This window comes from Nigerium massiliense (assembly GCF_000826085.1).
GTDB lineage: Bacteria > Actinomycetota > Actinomycetes > Propionibacteriales > Propionibacteriaceae > Propioniciclava > Propioniciclava massiliense.
In genome coordinates this window covers 97,925-112,981 of the sequence record NZ_CCYM01000001.1, presented here as the reverse complement: position 1 = coordinate 112,981, position 15,057 = coordinate 97,925, and the positions used below count along the sequence as shown (strand labels likewise).

At 70.5% G+C, this 15,057-nt stretch carries 15 protein-coding genes; 12 read left to right on the top strand and 3 right to left on the bottom strand.

All coding sequences use genetic code 11. The features are described from left to right. The 5 genes from BN1187_RS00560 to BN1187_RS00540 all read left to right on the top strand — a co-directional run bounded on the left by BN1187_RS00560 (position 1) and on the right by BN1187_RS00540 (position 5,998). On the top strand, positions 1-423 hold the full coding sequence (locus BN1187_RS00560) for a cytidine deaminase (RefSeq protein ID WP_040157989.1): 423 nt from the start codon (positions 1-3) through the stop codon (positions 421-423). Beyond that, complete coding sequence (locus BN1187_RS00555; RefSeq protein WP_040157572.1) at positions 420-1,496, top strand: adenosine deaminase; 1,077 nt, start codon at positions 420-422, stop codon at positions 1,494-1,496. The genes BN1187_RS00560 and BN1187_RS00555 overlap by 4 nt, the downstream gene beginning before the upstream one ends. 24 nt (positions 1,497-1,520) lie before the next feature. Further along, complete coding sequence (gene metG, locus BN1187_RS00550; RefSeq protein WP_040157568.1) at positions 1,521-3,302, top strand: methionine--tRNA ligase; 1,782 nt, start codon at positions 1,521-1,523, stop codon at positions 3,300-3,302. A gap of 155 nt (positions 3,303-3,457) precedes the next feature. Then, positions 3,458-4,942: a mannitol dehydrogenase family protein gene (locus tag BN1187_RS00545; RefSeq protein ID WP_040157565.1), complete on the top strand. Its 1,485-nt coding sequence runs from the start codon at positions 3,458-3,460 to the stop codon at positions 4,940-4,942. Positions 4,943-4,978: 36 nt separating this feature from the next. Further along, positions 4,979-5,998 (top strand): L-idonate 5-dehydrogenase, encoded by a 1,020-nt coding sequence (locus tag BN1187_RS00540; protein ID WP_040157562.1) that lies wholly within the window; start codon positions 4,979-4,981, stop codon positions 5,996-5,998. Between the two features lie 33 nt (positions 5,999-6,031). Here BN1187_RS00540 and BN1187_RS00535 read toward each other — a convergent pair whose 3' ends face one another. Further along, entirely contained in the window at positions 6,032-7,024 is a 993-nt protein-coding gene (locus BN1187_RS00535) for a bile acid:sodium symporter family protein (RefSeq protein ID WP_040157558.1), read from the bottom strand. A gap of 9 nt (positions 7,025-7,033) precedes the next feature. Between BN1187_RS00535 and BN1187_RS00530 the strand changes: the two genes are divergently transcribed. Beyond that, positions 7,034-7,834 carry a TrmH family RNA methyltransferase gene (locus BN1187_RS00530; RefSeq protein ID WP_040157556.1) on the top strand — a complete coding sequence of 267 codons (801 nt, stop codon included), beginning with the start codon at positions 7,034-7,036 and terminating at the stop codon, positions 7,832-7,834. Positions 7,835-7,836: 2 nt separating this feature from the next. Here BN1187_RS00530 and def read toward each other — a convergent pair whose 3' ends face one another. Next, entirely contained in the window at positions 7,837-8,427 is a 591-nt protein-coding gene (def, locus tag BN1187_RS00525; RefSeq protein WP_040157552.1) for a peptide deformylase, read from the bottom strand. A 79-nt stretch (positions 8,428-8,506) separates the two neighbouring features. On the opposite strand from def, the gene BN1187_RS00520 reads away from it, so the two are divergent. Beyond that, a complete protein-coding gene (locus BN1187_RS00520) occupies positions 8,507-9,538 on the top strand; it encodes a tyrosine recombinase XerC (protein WP_315969058.1) in 1,032 nt (343 codons plus the stop codon). Between the two features lie 8 nt (positions 9,539-9,546). Here the strand turns inward: BN1187_RS00520 and BN1187_RS14130 are convergent, their stop codons facing one another. After that, positions 9,547-10,500 carry a peptidoglycan DD-metalloendopeptidase family protein gene (locus tag BN1187_RS14130; RefSeq protein ID WP_157754717.1) on the bottom strand — a complete coding sequence of 318 codons (954 nt, stop codon included), beginning with the start codon at positions 10,498-10,500 and terminating at the stop codon, positions 9,547-9,549. Positions 10,501-10,812: 312 nt separating this feature from the next. Here BN1187_RS14130 and rpsB point away from each other — a divergent pair, with 312 nt between their 5' ends. The 5 genes from rpsB (at position 10,813) to BN1187_RS00490 (ending at position 15,053) form a co-directional block, all read left to right on the top strand. Continuing rightward, on the top strand, positions 10,813-11,829 hold the full coding sequence (gene rpsB, locus BN1187_RS00510; protein ID WP_040157549.1) for a 30S ribosomal protein S2: 1,017 nt from the start codon (positions 10,813-10,815) through the stop codon (positions 11,827-11,829). 31 nt (positions 11,830-11,860) lie between these two features. Further along, positions 11,861-12,679 (top strand): translation elongation factor Ts, encoded by an 819-nt coding sequence (tsf, locus tag BN1187_RS00505; protein ID WP_040157976.1) that lies wholly within the window; start codon positions 11,861-11,863, stop codon positions 12,677-12,679. Positions 12,680-12,873: 194 nt separating this feature from the next. Continuing rightward, entirely contained in the window at positions 12,874-13,587 is a 714-nt protein-coding gene (gene pyrH, locus BN1187_RS00500; protein WP_040157546.1) for a UMP kinase, read from the top strand. Positions 13,588-13,620: 33 nt separating this feature from the next. Then, on the top strand, positions 13,621-14,175 hold the full coding sequence (gene frr / locus BN1187_RS00495; protein ID WP_040157974.1) for a ribosome recycling factor: 555 nt from the start codon (positions 13,621-13,623) through the stop codon (positions 14,173-14,175). Beyond that, positions 14,175-15,053: a phosphatidate cytidylyltransferase gene (locus BN1187_RS00490; RefSeq protein WP_040157543.1), complete on the top strand. Its 879-nt coding sequence runs from the start codon at positions 14,175-14,177 to the stop codon at positions 15,051-15,053. Before frr ends, BN1187_RS00490 begins: the two co-directional genes overlap by 1 nt. Positions 15,054-15,057: the final 4 nt, after the last annotated feature.

Here is a 15,057-nt window from a genome sequence, read left to right as displayed (position 1 = left end):
CTGGAGGACGGCGCGTCGCCGGGCGTCGACTGGGACGCGCTGCGTCGGCGCGCGAGCGAGGTCGCGGCGCGGGCCTACGCGCCGTACTCCGGCTACCGCGTCGGGGCCGCCGGCCTCGTCGACGACGGACGGATCGTCTCCGGCTGCAACGTGGAGAACGCCGGGTACGGCGTCACGCTGTGCGCGGAGTGCGGCCTGATCTCCGACCTGGTCGCCGGGGGCGGCGGCCGCCTCGTCGCCTTCGCTTGCGTGGACGGTCGGGGGTCCTGCATCATGCCTTGCGGCCGCTGCCGCCAGCTGTTGTGGGAACACGGCGGCGCCGACCTGCTGGTCGACACCCCCCAGGGGCTGTTGACCATGGCGGACGTCCTGCCGCAGGCGTTCGGCCCCGACGACCTCGCCACCCTCGAGAGGAACCAGTGAGCCTCGACCTCGACGCCCTGCGCGCCCTGCCCAAGGTCACCCTGCACGACCACCTCGACGGCGGGCTCCGCCCGGCGACGGTGATCGAGCTCGCCGCCGAGGCCGGCCACGAGCTGCCGACCACCGACCCGGACGCCTTGGGCGACTGGTTCTTCGAGGCCGCCGACTCGGGCTCTCTGGTGCGCTACCTGGAGACCTTCGACCACACGATCGCGTGCATGCAGTCGGCCGATCACCTGCGCCGCGTCGCTCGCGAGTTCGTGGAGGACCAGGCCGCCGACGGCGTCGTCTACGCCGAAGCGCGCTGGGCGCCCACCCAGCACCTGGCGGGCGGGCTGAGCGTCACCCAGGCCGTCGAGGCCGTCCGGGACGGGCTGGCCGAGGGGATGGCGTCCTGCGCGGCCCGGGGCCACCGGATCGTCGTCCAGCAGCTCGTCACCTCGATGCGGCACGGCTCGCCGCGTCCGGACGTCGCCCGGCTCGCCGTCGACTACCGCGGTGACTCCGTGGCCGGGTTCGACATCGCGGGCGCCGAGGACGGCTTCCCGCCGAGCCTGCACGCCGAGTCGTTCGCCTACCTGCGCCGCAACAACGTCCCGTTCACGATCCACGCCGGCGAGGCGTTCGGCGTGGCGTCCATCTGGGAGGCCGTCCAGCTGTGCGGGGCCAGCCGCATCGGCCACGGCGTCCGCCTCGTCGAGGACATCGCCCGCACCCCGGACGGCCATCAGCTGGGCGACCTGGCCGCGTTCATCCGCGACCGGCGCATCCCGCTGGAGCTGTGCCCCAGCTCGAACGTGCAGACCGGCATCTGCGATGCGGTGTCCGACCACCCGTTCGGCCTGCTGGCCGAGCTGCGGTTCCGGGTGACGGTGAACTGCGACAACCGGCTGATGAGCCGCACGACGCTGAGCCGGGAGCTGCAACTGCTCAGCGAGGCGTTCGGCTACGGGTTGGAGGACGTGCGCTGGTTCACCCTCAACGCCGCCAAGAGCGCGTTCTACCCCTACGACCGACGGCGGTCGCTCATCGAGGACGTCATCAAGCCCGGCTTCGCGCGGCAGGGAGCGTAGGCGGGTTGTCCTAAGATCGAGCCCATGACTTCGATCCTCGCCTGCGCGGCCTGGCCCTACGCCAACGGCCCGCGCCACATCGGCCACGTCAGTGGCTTCGCCGTTCCCTGCGACGTCTTCGCGCGCTACCAGCGCATGGCGGGCAACGACGTGCTGATGGTGTCGGGGACCGACGAGCACGGCACGGCCATCCAGGTGAAGGCCGAGGGCGAGGGGCTGACCGCCCGCGAGACCGCCGACAAGTACCACCAGATCATCACCGAGGACCTGCAGGGGCTCGGCCTCTCCTACGACCTGTACACCCGCACGACGACGCTGAACCACCGCGCCGTCGTCCAGGAGCTCTTCTCGGCGCTGCACCGCAACGGCTACGTCGTCGCCCACAAGCAGCTGGGCGCGATCAGCCCGTCCACCGGCCGCACGCTGGCCGACCGCTACATCGAGGGCACCTGCCCGATCTGCGGCTACGACGGCGCCCGCGGCGACCAGTGCGACAACTGCGGCAACCAGCTCGACCCGATTGACCTGATCAACCCGCACAGCCGCGTCAACGGCGAGGTGCCCGACTTCGTCGAGACCGAGCACTTCTTCCTCGACCTGCCGGCGCTGGCCGAGCAGCTGCAGGAGTGGCTGGGCGAGCGCACCGACTGGCGTCCCAACGTCATCCGGTTCTCCACCGAGTTCGCCAAGGACCTCAAGCCACGCGCGATCACGCGCGACCTGGACTGGGGCGTCCCGATCCCGCTGGAGACGTGGGAGGACGCGCCGATGAAGCGCATCTACGTGTGGTTCGACGCGGTCATCGGGTACCTGTCGGCGTCCGTCGAGTGGGCCCGGCGCACCGGCGACCCCGAGGCGTGGCGGCGGTTCTGGACGCACGAGCAGGCCGAGTCCTACTACTTCATGGGCAAGGACAACATCACCTTCCACACCGTCATCTGGCCCGGGATCCTGCTCGGCGCCAACGGGGAGGGGTCGCGCGGAGGCGAGCCGAGCGCGTTCGGCCGCCTCGACCTGCCCACCGAGATCGTCTCGAGTGAGTTCCTCACGATGTCGGGGGCGAAGTTCAGTTCGTCGCGCAACAAGGTAATTTACGTGCGCGACTTCCTGCGGGAGTTCGGCCCGGACGCCCTGCGTTACTTCATCGCGGTCGCCGGCCCGGAGAACCAGGACACCGACTTCACCTGGGCGGAGTTCGTCCGCCGCGTGAACTTCGAGTTGGCCAACGAGTGGGGCAACCTGGTCAACCGGTCGATCTCGATGGCGCACAAGAACGTCGGCGCGATCCCCGAGGCCGGCGAACTCACCGAGGGTGATCGCGCGCTGCTGGACGCCTCGAAGGCGGCGTTCGACACGGTCGGGACGCTGCTGGGCCGCGCCCGGTTCAAGCAGGCCATCTCCGAGGCGATGCGCGTCGTCGGGCAGGCGAACAAGTACATCTCCGACAACGAGCCGTGGAAGCTGAAGGACGACCCGGCGCGCCGCGACACCGTGCTGCACGTCGCGCTGCAGGTCGTCTCGGACTGCAACACCCTGCTGACGCCCTTCCTGCCGCACTCGGCGCAGAAGATCTTCGAGGCCCTCGGCGGCACCGGCGTGTGGGCCGCCCAGCCCGAGATGAAGATCGTCGACGAAGAGGGCGCGCCCAGCTACCCCGTGCTGACCGGCGACTACGCGTCCCAGCAGGCCCGCTGGGAATCGACGCCGATCGTGCCGGGGACGCCGCTGGCCAAGCCGACGCCGATCTTCCGCAAGCTCGACGAGAAGCTCGGCGAGACCGGGCCGGAGTGGGCGCCGATCTCCTGAACGGACGTCCAACCCGGGGTGCCGTGCGCGGGGTTGCCAGCGCCCCGGCGGCCGCGGGAGGATCGTGGGAACGACAAGGGCGTTCTCTCCCGCGGCACCGACCGCGCCGCTGACTCGGACGTCCGGTCCATCCGCACCGTGAGACGAGGACGATTGTGACGAGCCGACTGAACCGCGACACCCTCCCCGACGGGCGCCTCATCGGGGCGTCCGCACCGCAGCAGACCGGCATCGTGCACTTCGGGCTCGGCAACTTCCACCGCGCGCACCTCGCCGTCTACACCGCCAAGGCGCTCGCCGCGGAGCCCGGCGACTGGGGGATCGTCGGCATCGCCAACCGCAGCCACCGCGTCGTGGACGCCATGGACGCCCAGGACCACCTGTACTCGATCCTGACCCTGCAGCCCGGTGGCGAAGAGGTCGGCGTCGTCGACGTGCACCGGCGCACGTTCGTCGCCGCCGAGGACGGCCCGCAGGTGCTGGACGCGATCGCCGACCCGGCGCACAAGATCCTCACCCTCACGATCTCCGAGGCGGGCTACCACCTCGACGGGCGGACGAACGAGCTCCAGACGTCCTCGCCCGACATCGCCGCCGATCTCGCCGAGCCGGAGAACCCGCGCTCGCCGCTCGGGTTGATCGCCCGCGGGCTGGTGCGGCGGTTCGAGTCCGGCGGCGCGCCGATCACGGTCTTGTCGTGCGACAACCTCGTCTCGGCCGGCAACACCACGCGCGCGGCCGTCCAGCAGTTCTTGACCGTCAGCGGCGCGGCGCCCGAGATGCTCGCGTGGCTGGGGGAGAGCGTCACGTTCCCCAACGCGATGGTCGACCGCATCGTCCCGGCGCCCACCGACGCCACCCGGGAGGCGGTCGAGCGCATCCTCGGCGTCGTCGACGAGTGCCCGGTGCCCGCGGAGAAGTTCACCATGTGGGTCATCGAGGACGACTTCGCCGCCGGACGCCCCGCCTGGGACGCCGCGGGAGCGATCTTCACCCACGAGGTCGAGAAGTACGAGTTGGTGAAGCTGCGGCTGCTCAACGGCTCGCACTCGCTGATCGCCTACCTCGGCGGCCTCGACGGCCGCGGCACGATCCCGGCGTCCCGGGCGCAGGATTTCGTCGCCCGCTGCGTCCGGGCGGCCATCGAGGACGAGTACCTGCCGAGCATCCCGCTGCCGGAGGGCTTCGACGCGCAGGGCTACATCGACAGCCTGTTCGACCGCTGGAACAACACCGCGCTCGGGGACAAGACGTCCCGCGTCGGCTCCGACGGCTCGACCAAGCTCGTCCAGCGCGTGCCCGAGCCGGCGCTGCGCCTGCTGCGCGCCGGGCAGGTTCCCCAGCAGCTCGCGCTCACCGTCGCCGGCTGGATCTGCTGCGTCGTCCCGCCCACCGGCTTCGAGCCCGGCCCGGTCGCGGACGCGATGGTCGAGCCGGCGAAGGAGAAGCTGCTGGCGGCCACGAAGGACGCCACCGACGTCCGCGCGCACGTGGCGGCGATCATGGCCGCCGGGATCTTCCCGGACGAGCTCGTCGCGCAGCAGCCGTTCGTCGACCGGGTCACCGAGTTCTGCGAGGTCGTCGTCGCCGACGGCGTCCGCGCCGCGGCTCAGCTGGCCCTCGAAGCGTCCGGCCGCTGAAACCGTCCACCCGAACCCCCATCGAAGGAAGTTGTGATGAAAGCACTGTTGATCCATGGCAAGGACGACCTGCGCCTGGAGGAGGTGCCCACCCCCGAGCCGGGCGAGGGCCAGGTGCGGCTGCGGATGGCCTACGGCGGCATCTGCGGCTCCGACCTGCACTACTACTTCCAGGGCGCGAACGGCGAGTACGTCGTCCGCGAGCCGCTCGTTCCCGGGCACGAGGTGTCCGGCACCGTCGACCTCGACCCCTCGGGTGAGTTGGCGCCGGGGACGCCCGTGACCGTGCACCCCGCGACGTTCGGCACGTCGGAGGCCGGCGTCGAGGACCGTCGTCACCTGTGGCCGGGCGGCACCTACCTGGGCAGCGCGTCCACGAACCCGCACACCCAGGGCGGCATGAGCGAGTACCTGATCGTGCAGGACTTCATGGTGCGCCCGCTGCCCGACGGGCTCTCGTTGAAGCTCGCCGCGCTCGCCGAACCGCTCGGCGTCGGCCTGCACGCGATCAACCTGGCCGGCGGGGTGCAGGGCAAGCGGGTGCTCGTGTCGGGCTCCGGACCCATCGGGCTGCTGCTCACCGCGGCTGCGGCGACCCTGGGTGCCGCCGAGATCACGTCGACCGACGTCCTCGACGGCCCCCTCGAGCGGGCCCGTGCGGTCGGCGCGACGCACACCATCAACGTGAGCTCCGAGGAGATCCCGGCGATGAGCTACGACGTCGTGTTCGAGTGCTCTGGCGTCGCCGGGGCCGTGTCCCCGGCGCTGGCCGCGGTGCGGCGCGCCGGGACCGTCGTGCAGGTCGGGATGGTGCCCAACGAGCCGCGCCCGATCAACCTGGCGCCGTTCGTGTCGAAGGAGGTCACCTACCTCGGCAGCTTCCGGTTCAACGACGAGATCGACCAGGCCGTCCAGCTGCTGACCGAGCACCCCAACCTGGGCGACGTCGTCACGCACGTGCTTCCCGCCGAGGACGCCGTCGAAGCGTTCGCGATCGCCAAGGACTCCGAGACGTCGGGCAAGGTGCTCGTGTCCCTGTGGCAGGACGAGGCCTGAGCCGGCTCGCCGGGCGGGCGTCGCGCGCAGGGGTCACCCGGCGTCCGCTGCGTCCGCCTGGCGTCGGTAATGCGACGCCATCGCCGAGCAGGCCATCAACTGCAGCTGGTGGAACAGCACCAGCGGCAGGATGATCAGGCCCGTCGGCTGCCCGGCGAACAGCACCGTCGCCATCGGCAGGCCGGACGCCAGCGACTTCTTGGTGCCGCAGAACTGGATCGCGATGGCGTCCGCCCGGTTGAAGCCCAGCTTGCGTGCCACGGTCCACGTGCTCCACAGCGCCAACGCCAGGATCGCGCAGACCACCACGAGAAGGACGACGAGGTCGGACCAGGTCACCAGCGACCAGATGTTCTCGCGCATGCCCGAGGAGAAAGCCGCGTAGACGACCAGCACGATCGAGAACTGGTCGACGAGCTTCAGCTTCTTGTGCCGCGTCACGAAGTCGGCGGTCCAGCGCCGGGACAGCTGGCCGAGGACGAACGGCAGCAGGATCTGCAGCACGATGTCGAGGAACGACTCGAGCCGGATGTCGGCGTTGCCCGTGGTGTTCATCAACGCGATCGCCAGCGCCGGGGTCAGGAAGACTCCCAGCAGATTGGACGCCGACGCGCTCACGATCGCGCCCGCCACGTTGCCGCCGGCGATCGAGGTGAAGTTCACCGACGACTGGACGGTGGAGGGGCACAGCGTCACGTACAGCAGGCCGGCGTACAGCGCCGGGGAGAGCAGGTGCGGCACGAGGACCGGCCCGAGCAGCAGCCCGAGCGCCGGGAACGCGATGTAGGTGAACGACAGGATCGTCAGGTGCAGTCGCCAGTCACGCAGCCCCTTGAGCGCCTCGTCGGGGTGCAGCCGGGCGCCGTAGAGGAAGAACAGACCGAAGATGGCGATCTTCGTGGCCCAGTCGAGCACCGGCACCCCCACGCCGCGCGCGGGGAACAGGCTCGCCAGCACCGCGGACGCCACGATGGCGACCAAGAACCAGTCGATGCGGATTTTGCTGAGCGCGGACACGGCGGCCACCCTAGTCCAATGCCTCTGATCCCCATCGACGACCCTCAGGACCCCCGCCTGGCCGACTACGTGAAGCTGCGGGAGACGTCGCTGCGCCGATCCCTGGAGAGCGAGCGGGGGCTGTTCATCGCCGAGGGGGAGAAGGTGATCCGGCGCGCGATCGAGGCGGGGCATCGCCCGCGCTCGTTCATGCTGGCCGAGCGCTGGCTGGCCGGGCTGGCGGACATGCTCGGCCGCTGGCCGGACGCGCCCGTCTACGTCGTCAGCGAGGAGCTGGCCGAACAGGTGACGGGCTTCCACGTGCACCGCGGCGCGCTCGCGTCCCTGCACCGGGCCGAGCCGAGGCCCATGAGCGACCTGCTGGGGATGAACCGGCTGATCGTCGCGGAGGACATCGTCGACCACGCGAACGTGGGCTCGATCATCCGCAACGCCGCCGGACTCGGGTGGGACGGCGTCCTGCTCGCCCCGCGGGCTGCGGACCCGCTCTACCGGCGGTCGATCAAAGTCAGCATGGGCACGGTGTTCTCGCTGCCGTGGGCGCGCGTTGACGACTGGGCGACGGCGCTGCCGACGCTACGGGAGGCGGGGTTCGTCGTCTGCGCGCTGGCCCTCACCCCGGACGCCGTGAGCCTGGACGAGGTCGTCGCCCGGCCGCGCCCGGACAAGCTCGCCCTCGTCGTGGGGACCGAGGGGGACGGCCTGAGCCAGCGCTGGATCGCGCAGGCCGATGTCGCCGTCAAGATCCCCATGCAGCACGGCGTCGACTCGCTCAACGTCGCCGCCGCGACCGCCCTGGCTTGCTGGGCGCTGCGCTGACCCTATTCGTCGGCCGAGCCCTTGCGGGGGCTGACGGGCCAGTCGTCGGGGTAGAGGTGCGCGAGGGCGTCGCGCTGTTCGGTGAGCTTGCGGCGCGACCGCGAGGAGAGCCGGTCGCCGAAGACCGTGCCGTTCAGGTGGTCGGTCTCGTGCTGCAGGCAGCGGGCCAGCACGCCAGTGCCCTCCACCGTCACCTCGTTGCCGAAGGCGTCCTGGCCGGTGCAGACGGCCTTGTCGGGTCGGGCCAGCGACTCGTAGGCCCCCGGGAAGGACAGGCAGCCCTCGTCGCTGGCGTCGAGCTGGCGGTCGCGGCCGGTCGGCAGGGTGACGACGGGGTTGCACATGACGCCGACGTGCTGCTTGTGGTCGGCGTCGAAGCAGTCGTACACGAAGACGGAGATGTCGCGCCCGACCTGAGTGGCCGCCAGGCCGACGCCTTGGGCCTCCTTCATGGTGGCGAACATGTCGCGGACCAGCGAGCGCAGGTCGTCGTCGAACTCGGTGACCGGCTTGGTCGGCTGGTGCATCACCGGCTCGCCCCAGCGCGTGATGGGCAACACGGTGCCCCCGGTCGTCAAGTCGTCGTTGCTCATGTCCCCTCATCTCCTGGCGTGTGCCGCGCCGCCGGTGTCGCTCGGCCGACGCAACTCCCCATTCTGGCACGCTGGATCGGTGAACGCCGCCCAGCACCAGCGCGGCTCGGACGCCACCGGGCCGTCGGACGCCGGCCTCGAACCGGCCACCGAGCCGCCGCCGAGCCGCGGCGCCGAGCAAGCAGCGGAGACTCTGCCGGCGGGGCTGGCCGTGCTGTTGGACGAGTACGCCGAGCACCTCTCGGGGGAGCGACACCTCTCGGGCAACACGACGCGGGCCTACACCGGCGACCTGACCGACCTGGCATGGTTCTGCCTACGTCAGGGCGTCACGACGTGGAGCCGGGTCGACCTTCGGCTGCTGCGCCGCTGGCTGGCCGATTTGGGCGGACGGGGCGCCGAGCGCACCACCGTCGCGCGGCGGGCCACGGCGGCGAGGGTGTTCTTCGCGTGGGCGCAGCGCACCGGGACCCTGGACGCCGACCCGGCGCTCGCGCTGCGCTCGCCCCGCGCCACCCGGTCGCTGCCGCCGACGATGGGCCGGGGCGCCGCGGACGAACTGTTCGCGCACCTGGAGCAGGTCGTCGCCGACGCGGACGACGACATCGCTCGGGCGGTGGCGCTGCGCGACCGCGCGATCATCGAGTTGCTCTACAGCACCGGCATGCGGGTCTCCGAGCTGTGCGGGCTGAGCGCCGGCGACCTCGACCGCGACCGTGGCCTCGTGCGGGTCGTGGGCAAGGGAGACAAGGAGCGCCGCGTCCCGCTCGGTGAGCCCGCCAGGCTGGCGGTGGACGCCTGGCTGGACGCGCGGCCGGCCATCGCGGCCGTGGGGGATGCCCTGTTCGTGGGGCGCCGCGGCGGCCGCATCGACCCGCGGGTGGTGCGGCGGGTCGCCCACGAGGCGCTCGCGGCCGTGCCGGACGGCCCTGACCTCGGGCCGCACGGGCTGCGCCACGCGATGGCCACCCACCTGCTCGAGGGCGGGGCCGACCTGCGCAGCGTGCAGGAGATGCTGGGCCACTCCTCCCTGGCGACGACGCAGATCTACACCCATGTGACGAACGAGCGCCTGCGCGAGGCGTTCCGCCAGGCCCACCCGCGCGCCTGAGCCGCCGCTCACCAGAACCGGGCCGGATCGGTGGGCCGTCCGTTCAGCTTCACGCCGAAGTGCAGGTGACAGCCGGTGCTCCAGCCGGTGGTGCCGACCCAGCCGACGGCCTGACCTCGCTTGACGCGTTGGCCCTCGCGGACCCCGTAGCCCTGTGCGTGGAGGTACTGGGTGACGAAGCTCGACGCTCCACGCGGCGCGTGCCCGATCACGAGCCGCCACCCGCCGGAGGCGTCGTAGCCCATGTGCTGCACCACCCCGTCGTCCGCCGCCCGGATCGGGGTGCCGCACGAGGCCGACAGGTCGACGCCCGCGTGCAGCCGCCATTCGTGGAAGATCGGGTGGAAGCGGCGCCCGAACACCGAGGTGACCTTGGCCGCCACCGGCTTCAGCAGCCGCTTGGCACGGCCGGCGGGCAGCAGATCGATCACCTGCTCGGCGGTCTCGGCGGCCGCCTTCACGGCCCGCACGCCCGCGCGCGTCCGGGCCGTGCCAGCCGCATCCCGGGGGAGCAGCCGCACCTGGGCCCCCGACAGCAGCGTGAGCGGGTCGAGGTACTCGTCACCGCGCTTGAGGCCCCAGTGCAGGCAGGCCGGCGCGGGGCACGGGTGACCCGGCAGCAGCACCCCGATCGCGGAGCCGGCGCGGACGCTCGCGCCCACCTCGACCGTTGGGCGCACCGGCTCGAACGTGGAGCGTAGGTTCCCGTGCGTCACCACGACGACGCCTTTGCCCGCGATCGTGCCTGCGAAGCTCACCACCCCCGCCGCCGGGGCCCGCACGACCATGCCGGGCGCCGAGCCGAAGTCGACCCCGCGGTGGCCGGCGCCCCACCGCTCGGCGGGCGGGTCGAACCCCTTCACGACGCGGCCGGGCAAGGGCGGGCGTCCGGCCGCGTGCGCCGGCACGGGTGCCGCGAGCGCGAGGACGAGTGCCGTGAACACGGCGGTCAGTACTCTCATGGTGGTCGCCTCCTTTCCGCCCTCACTATGGGACGGACGTGTCAGCGCTTGTCAGAGCCTGGTGGGGCTGCGCGCAGAGGGCCGCTTTGAAGCTGAGCGCCCCGGGGACGTAGAATGCTCCCAGCGACCCGACCGATCGGGTCGACTTCGCATGCGATCTTCACCACTCTTCGTGGGGCCAGGTCCCGAGGTCTTCGTCCATCTGGGCGGAGCGGGCTGGGCGGTCGCATCAGGAGGGCCGAAAGGTTCGGCCCTGACAACCCAAGCGGTTGGCCGCCCCGTGGGGCCGTCGCCGCGCAGAAAGGAACGGCCATGGCCGTCGTCACCACGCGTCAGCTGCTCGAGGCGGGCGTCCACTTCGGACACCAGACCCGCCGGTGGAACCCGAAGATGAAGCGCTTCATCTTCACCGAGCGCAACGGCATCTACATCATCGACCTCCAGCAGTCGCTCACGTACATCGACACCGCCTACGCGTTCATCCGCGAGACCGTCGCCAAGGGCGGCCAGGTGCTCTTCGTCGGCACCAAGAAGCAGGCGCAGGAAGCGATCGCCGAGCAGGCCACCCGCGTCGGCATGCCCTACGTGAACCAGCGTTGGCTGGGCGGCATGCTCACCAACTTCGGCACGATCTCCAAGCGCATCACCAAGATGAAGGAGCTGCAGGCGATCGACTTCGACGACGTCGCCGGCTCCGGGCTCACCAAGAAGGAGCTGCTCGGTGAGCAGCGCAAGAAGGAGAAGCTCGAGAAGACCCTGGGCGGCATCGCGGACATGCACAAGCTGCCCAACGCGGTCTGGATCGTCGACACGAAGAAGGAGCACCTCGCCATCGACGAGGCGCGCAAGCTGCACATCCCGGTCGTCGGCATCCTCGACACCAACTGCGATCCCGACGAGGTCGACTACGCGATCCCGGGCAACGACGACGCTATCCGTTCGGTGTCGCTGCTGACCCGCATCATCGCCGACGCCGCGGCGGAGGGCCTCCTCGCCCGCTCGCAGGGGAACGCGGGCGGTTCTGAGGGCGCGGCCGCCGAGCCGATGGCCGACTGGGAGCGCGAGCTGCTCGAACAGAAGTCCCCGGAGGCGACCGCACCCGCGCAGGAGCAGGCCACCACGCAGAACGATCCCGCCGCCGACGCCTCCGTCGAGGCCAAGCCGGGCGAGGACCCCCAGGAGGGTGCTCCCGAGACCGCGCAGGCCTCGCCGCTTCCCGTCGAGGAGGCTCCCGCAGCCGACGAGCAGGCCGAGGCCGAGACGGACGACTTCGCCCAGCCCACCGCTCAGGCGGACGACGCGAACGCGTCCGAGAACCAGGCCAACTGAATCCACCCCTGACAAGGAGTTAGTGACCAACATGGCTATTACCGCCGCAGACGTGAAGAAGCTGCGCGACGCCACCGGCGCCGGCATGATGGACGCGAAGAAGGCCCTCACCGAGGCTGACGGCGACTTCGACGCCGCCGTCGAACTGCTCCGCGTGTCGGGCGCCGCCAAGGTGAGCAAGCGCGCCGACCGCGAGGCCAGCAACGGCCTCGTCGCCGGCAAGGGCACCTCGGTGATCCAGCTCGCCGCGGAGACCGACTTCGTCGCCAAGAACGCCGAGTTCATGAGCCTGGCCGACGAGATCGTGTCCGCCGTGGACGCGCAGGGCGCCACGGACGTGGAGTCCGCCAAGGCGCTGAAGCTGGCGTCCGGCCAGACGGTCGAGGAGGCCGTCGCCGAGCTGTCCGCCAGGATCGGCGAAAAGCTGGAGCTGGCGAACGTGGCGCACTTCGAGGCGCCCGCCGCGACCTATCTCCACCGCCGCAGCCAGGACCTGCCGCCGCAGGTCGGCGTGCTCATCGAGTACACCGGTGGCGACGACAAGCTGGAGTTCGTCCGGGGCATCGGCATGCAGATCGCCGCGATGACCCCCCAGTGGCTCAACCGCGACGAGGTCCCCGCCGACGTCGTCGCCAACGAGCGCCACGTCGCGGAGCTCACCGCCCGCGAGGAGGGCAAGCCCGAGAAGATCATCGAGCGGATCGTCGAGGGTCGCCTGGGCGGCTTCTACAAGGAGAACACCCTGCTGGAGCAGGCGTCCGTCTCGGATGACAAGAAGTCCGTCGGCCAGCTGCTCAAGGACAACGGGGTCGAGGTCAAGCGCTTCGTCCGGTTCTCCACCGGCGGCTGATCCCCGCTACAGCACCCACGCCCCGCCTTCGTCCCACCCGGGACGGCGGCGGGGCGTCGTGCGTTTCGGCCGGGTCGTCGGCTCCGCACCGCCGCGCGGGCGCGTCCGTCTTCTCGGGATCTACTAAGGTGGCTGACCAGGTCGCCTGTGGGGGCGACCGGCACGTCGTTTCGACCCTTCGGGAGGCCCCTCGCATGTCCAGCCCTTATCATCGCGTCCTGCTGAAGCTGTCCGGGGAAGCCTTCGGCGGCGGGAGCGTCGGCGTGGATCCCGATGTCGTCGAGCGCATCGCCTCCGACATCGGCGACGTGGTGGCCCAAGGCGTCCAGGTGGCCATCGTCACCGGCGGCGGCAACTTCTTCCGCGGCATCCAGCTGCAGCAGCGCGGCATGGAGCGCCGCCGGGCGGACTACATGGGCATGCTCGGCACCGTGATGAACTGCCTCGCCCTACAGGACTTCTTGGAGCAGCAGGGCATCCCGACCCGCGTGCAGACCGCCATCACCATGGGCCAGGTCGCCGAGCCCTACATCCCGCTGCGGGCGGTGCGTCACCTCGAGAAGGGCCGCGTCGTCTTGTTCGGCGCCGGCTCCGGCATGCCCTTCTTCTCGACCGACACCGTCGCCGCGCAGCGCGCCCTCGAGGTGGCCGCGGACATCCTGCTGATGGCCAAGCAGGGTACCGACGGCGTCTACGACGCCGACCCGCGCACGAACCCGGACGCCAAGCGCTTCGAGTCGCTGACCTACGACGAGTTCCTGAACAAGAACCTCAAGGTGGCCGACGCCACCGCCATCAGCCTGGCCCGCGACAACAACCTGCCGATGAAGTTCTTCGATCTCGGCACCGAGGGCAATATCGCCCGCGTCGTCTCGGGTGAAAAGATCGGAACGACGGTGCACGCCTGAACGCACCGACAACCAAAGGAGAGAACAATCGTGATCGCCGACATCCTCAAGGACGCCGAGCAGAAGATGAAGAGCGCCGTTGACCACACGTCCGAGGAGTTCGCCGCCATCCGCACCGGCCGCGCCCACCCCGCGATGTTCAACAAGCTGATGGTCGACTACTACGGCGCTCCCACGCCGCTTCAGCAGCTCGCCACCTTCCAGGTGCCCGAGCCCCGCGTCGTCCTCATCAGCCCCTTCGACCGCGGCGCGATGGCCGGCATCGAAAAGGCGGTCCGTGACTCCGATCTCGGCGTCAACCCCGCCAACGACGGCAACGTCATCCGCATCGTGATGCCCGAGCTCACCGAGGAGCGCCGCAAGGAGTACATCAAGGTGGCGCGCACCAAGGCTGAGGAGGGCCGCATCTCCGTCCGCTCCAACCGCCGGCACGCCGTCGACGGGCTGAAGAAGCTGGAGAAGGACAAGGAGGCGGGAGAGGACGAGGTCAGCCGCGCCGAGAAGCAGCTGGAGACGATCACCAAGAAGTACTCCGACGAGATCGATTCGCTGCTGAAGGCCAAGGAAACCGAGCTTCTCGAGATTTGATGACCGAACCCGACGCCCTCAAACCCAAGCGGAAGAAGAAGTCCGCTGGCCGCGACCTCCCCGCGGCCATCGCCGTGGGGGTGTCCGCCCTCGCCTACGTGGCGGTCACGCTGACGTGGTGGCACTGGGGTTTCATCGTCCTGGTCGCCGTCGCGCTCGCGCTCGGATCGTACGAGGTGTACCAGGCGCTCCAGCGCATGGGGGCCAATGCCGCCATCGTCCCGATCATCATCGGCACGGTGGCGATGGTCATCGGCACGTACGCGGCGGCGGTGGGGGTGGCGCTCGGCACGATGCCGTGGCACTCGGTGTTGCTGATGTACCTCGGCGCCACCGTGCTCGCGGTGCTGATCTACCGGCTGCCGAAGGGGCAGGACGGGTTCGTCCGCGACGTCGCGGCGAGCGTGTTCATCATCGGCTACATCGCGCTGCTGGGTTCGTTCACCGCGCTCATCCTCGCCGGTGACAACGGCGCGGGCCGCATGGTGACGTTCCTGCTGTGCGTCGTCGCCAACGACACGGGCGGCTACGCGTTCGGCGTTCTGTTCGGCAAGACGCCGCTCGCCCCGAAGATCAGTCCCAAGAAGACCTGGGAGGGCACGGGCGGCTCGATCGTCCTGTCGGTGCTGGTCGGCATCCTGATGTGCGTGTACGTGCTCAAGGCGCCGTGGTGGGTCGGCGTCATCATCGGCCTGACCATGGTGCTGTTCGGCACCGTCGGAGACCTGATCGAGTCGTCGATCAAGCGCGACGTCGGCATCAAGGACATGGGCTCGATCCTGCCGGGCCACGGCGGCGTCATGGACCGCATCGACTCGCTGCTCGTGGGCGCCGCGCCCGCCTGGCTCGTCATGTATCTCCTCATCCCGGGCGGGTAGGCTC

Excerpts from the sequence above, each read along its gene's own strand:
- metG (WP_040157568.1), top strand. The coding sequence starts at position 1,521 with ATGACTTCGATCCTCGCCTGCGCGGCCTGGCCCTACGCCAACGGCCCG.
- BN1187_RS00540 (WP_040157562.1), top strand. The coding sequence starts at position 4,979 with ATGAAAGCACTGTTGATCCATGGCAAGGACGACCTGCGCCTGGAGGAG.
- BN1187_RS00530 (WP_040157556.1), top strand. The coding sequence starts at position 7,034 with ATGCCTCTGATCCCCATCGACGACCCTCAGGACCCCCGCCTGGCCGAC.
- def (WP_040157552.1), bottom strand. The coding sequence starts at position 8,427 with ATGAGCAACGACGACTTGACGACCGGGGGCACCGTGTTGCCCATCACG.
- BN1187_RS14130 (WP_157754717.1), bottom strand. The coding sequence starts at position 10,500 with ATGAGAGTACTGACCGCCGTGTTCACGGCACTCGTCCTCGCGCTCGCG.
- rpsB (WP_040157549.1), top strand. The coding sequence starts at position 10,813 with ATGGCCGTCGTCACCACGCGTCAGCTGCTCGAGGCGGGCGTCCACTTC.
- tsf (WP_040157976.1), top strand. The coding sequence starts at position 11,861 with ATGGCTATTACCGCCGCAGACGTGAAGAAGCTGCGCGACGCCACCGGC.
- pyrH (WP_040157546.1), top strand. The coding sequence starts at position 12,874 with ATGTCCAGCCCTTATCATCGCGTCCTGCTGAAGCTGTCCGGGGAAGCC.
- BN1187_RS00490 (WP_040157543.1), top strand. The coding sequence starts at position 14,175 with ATGACCGAACCCGACGCCCTCAAACCCAAGCGGAAGAAGAAGTCCGCT.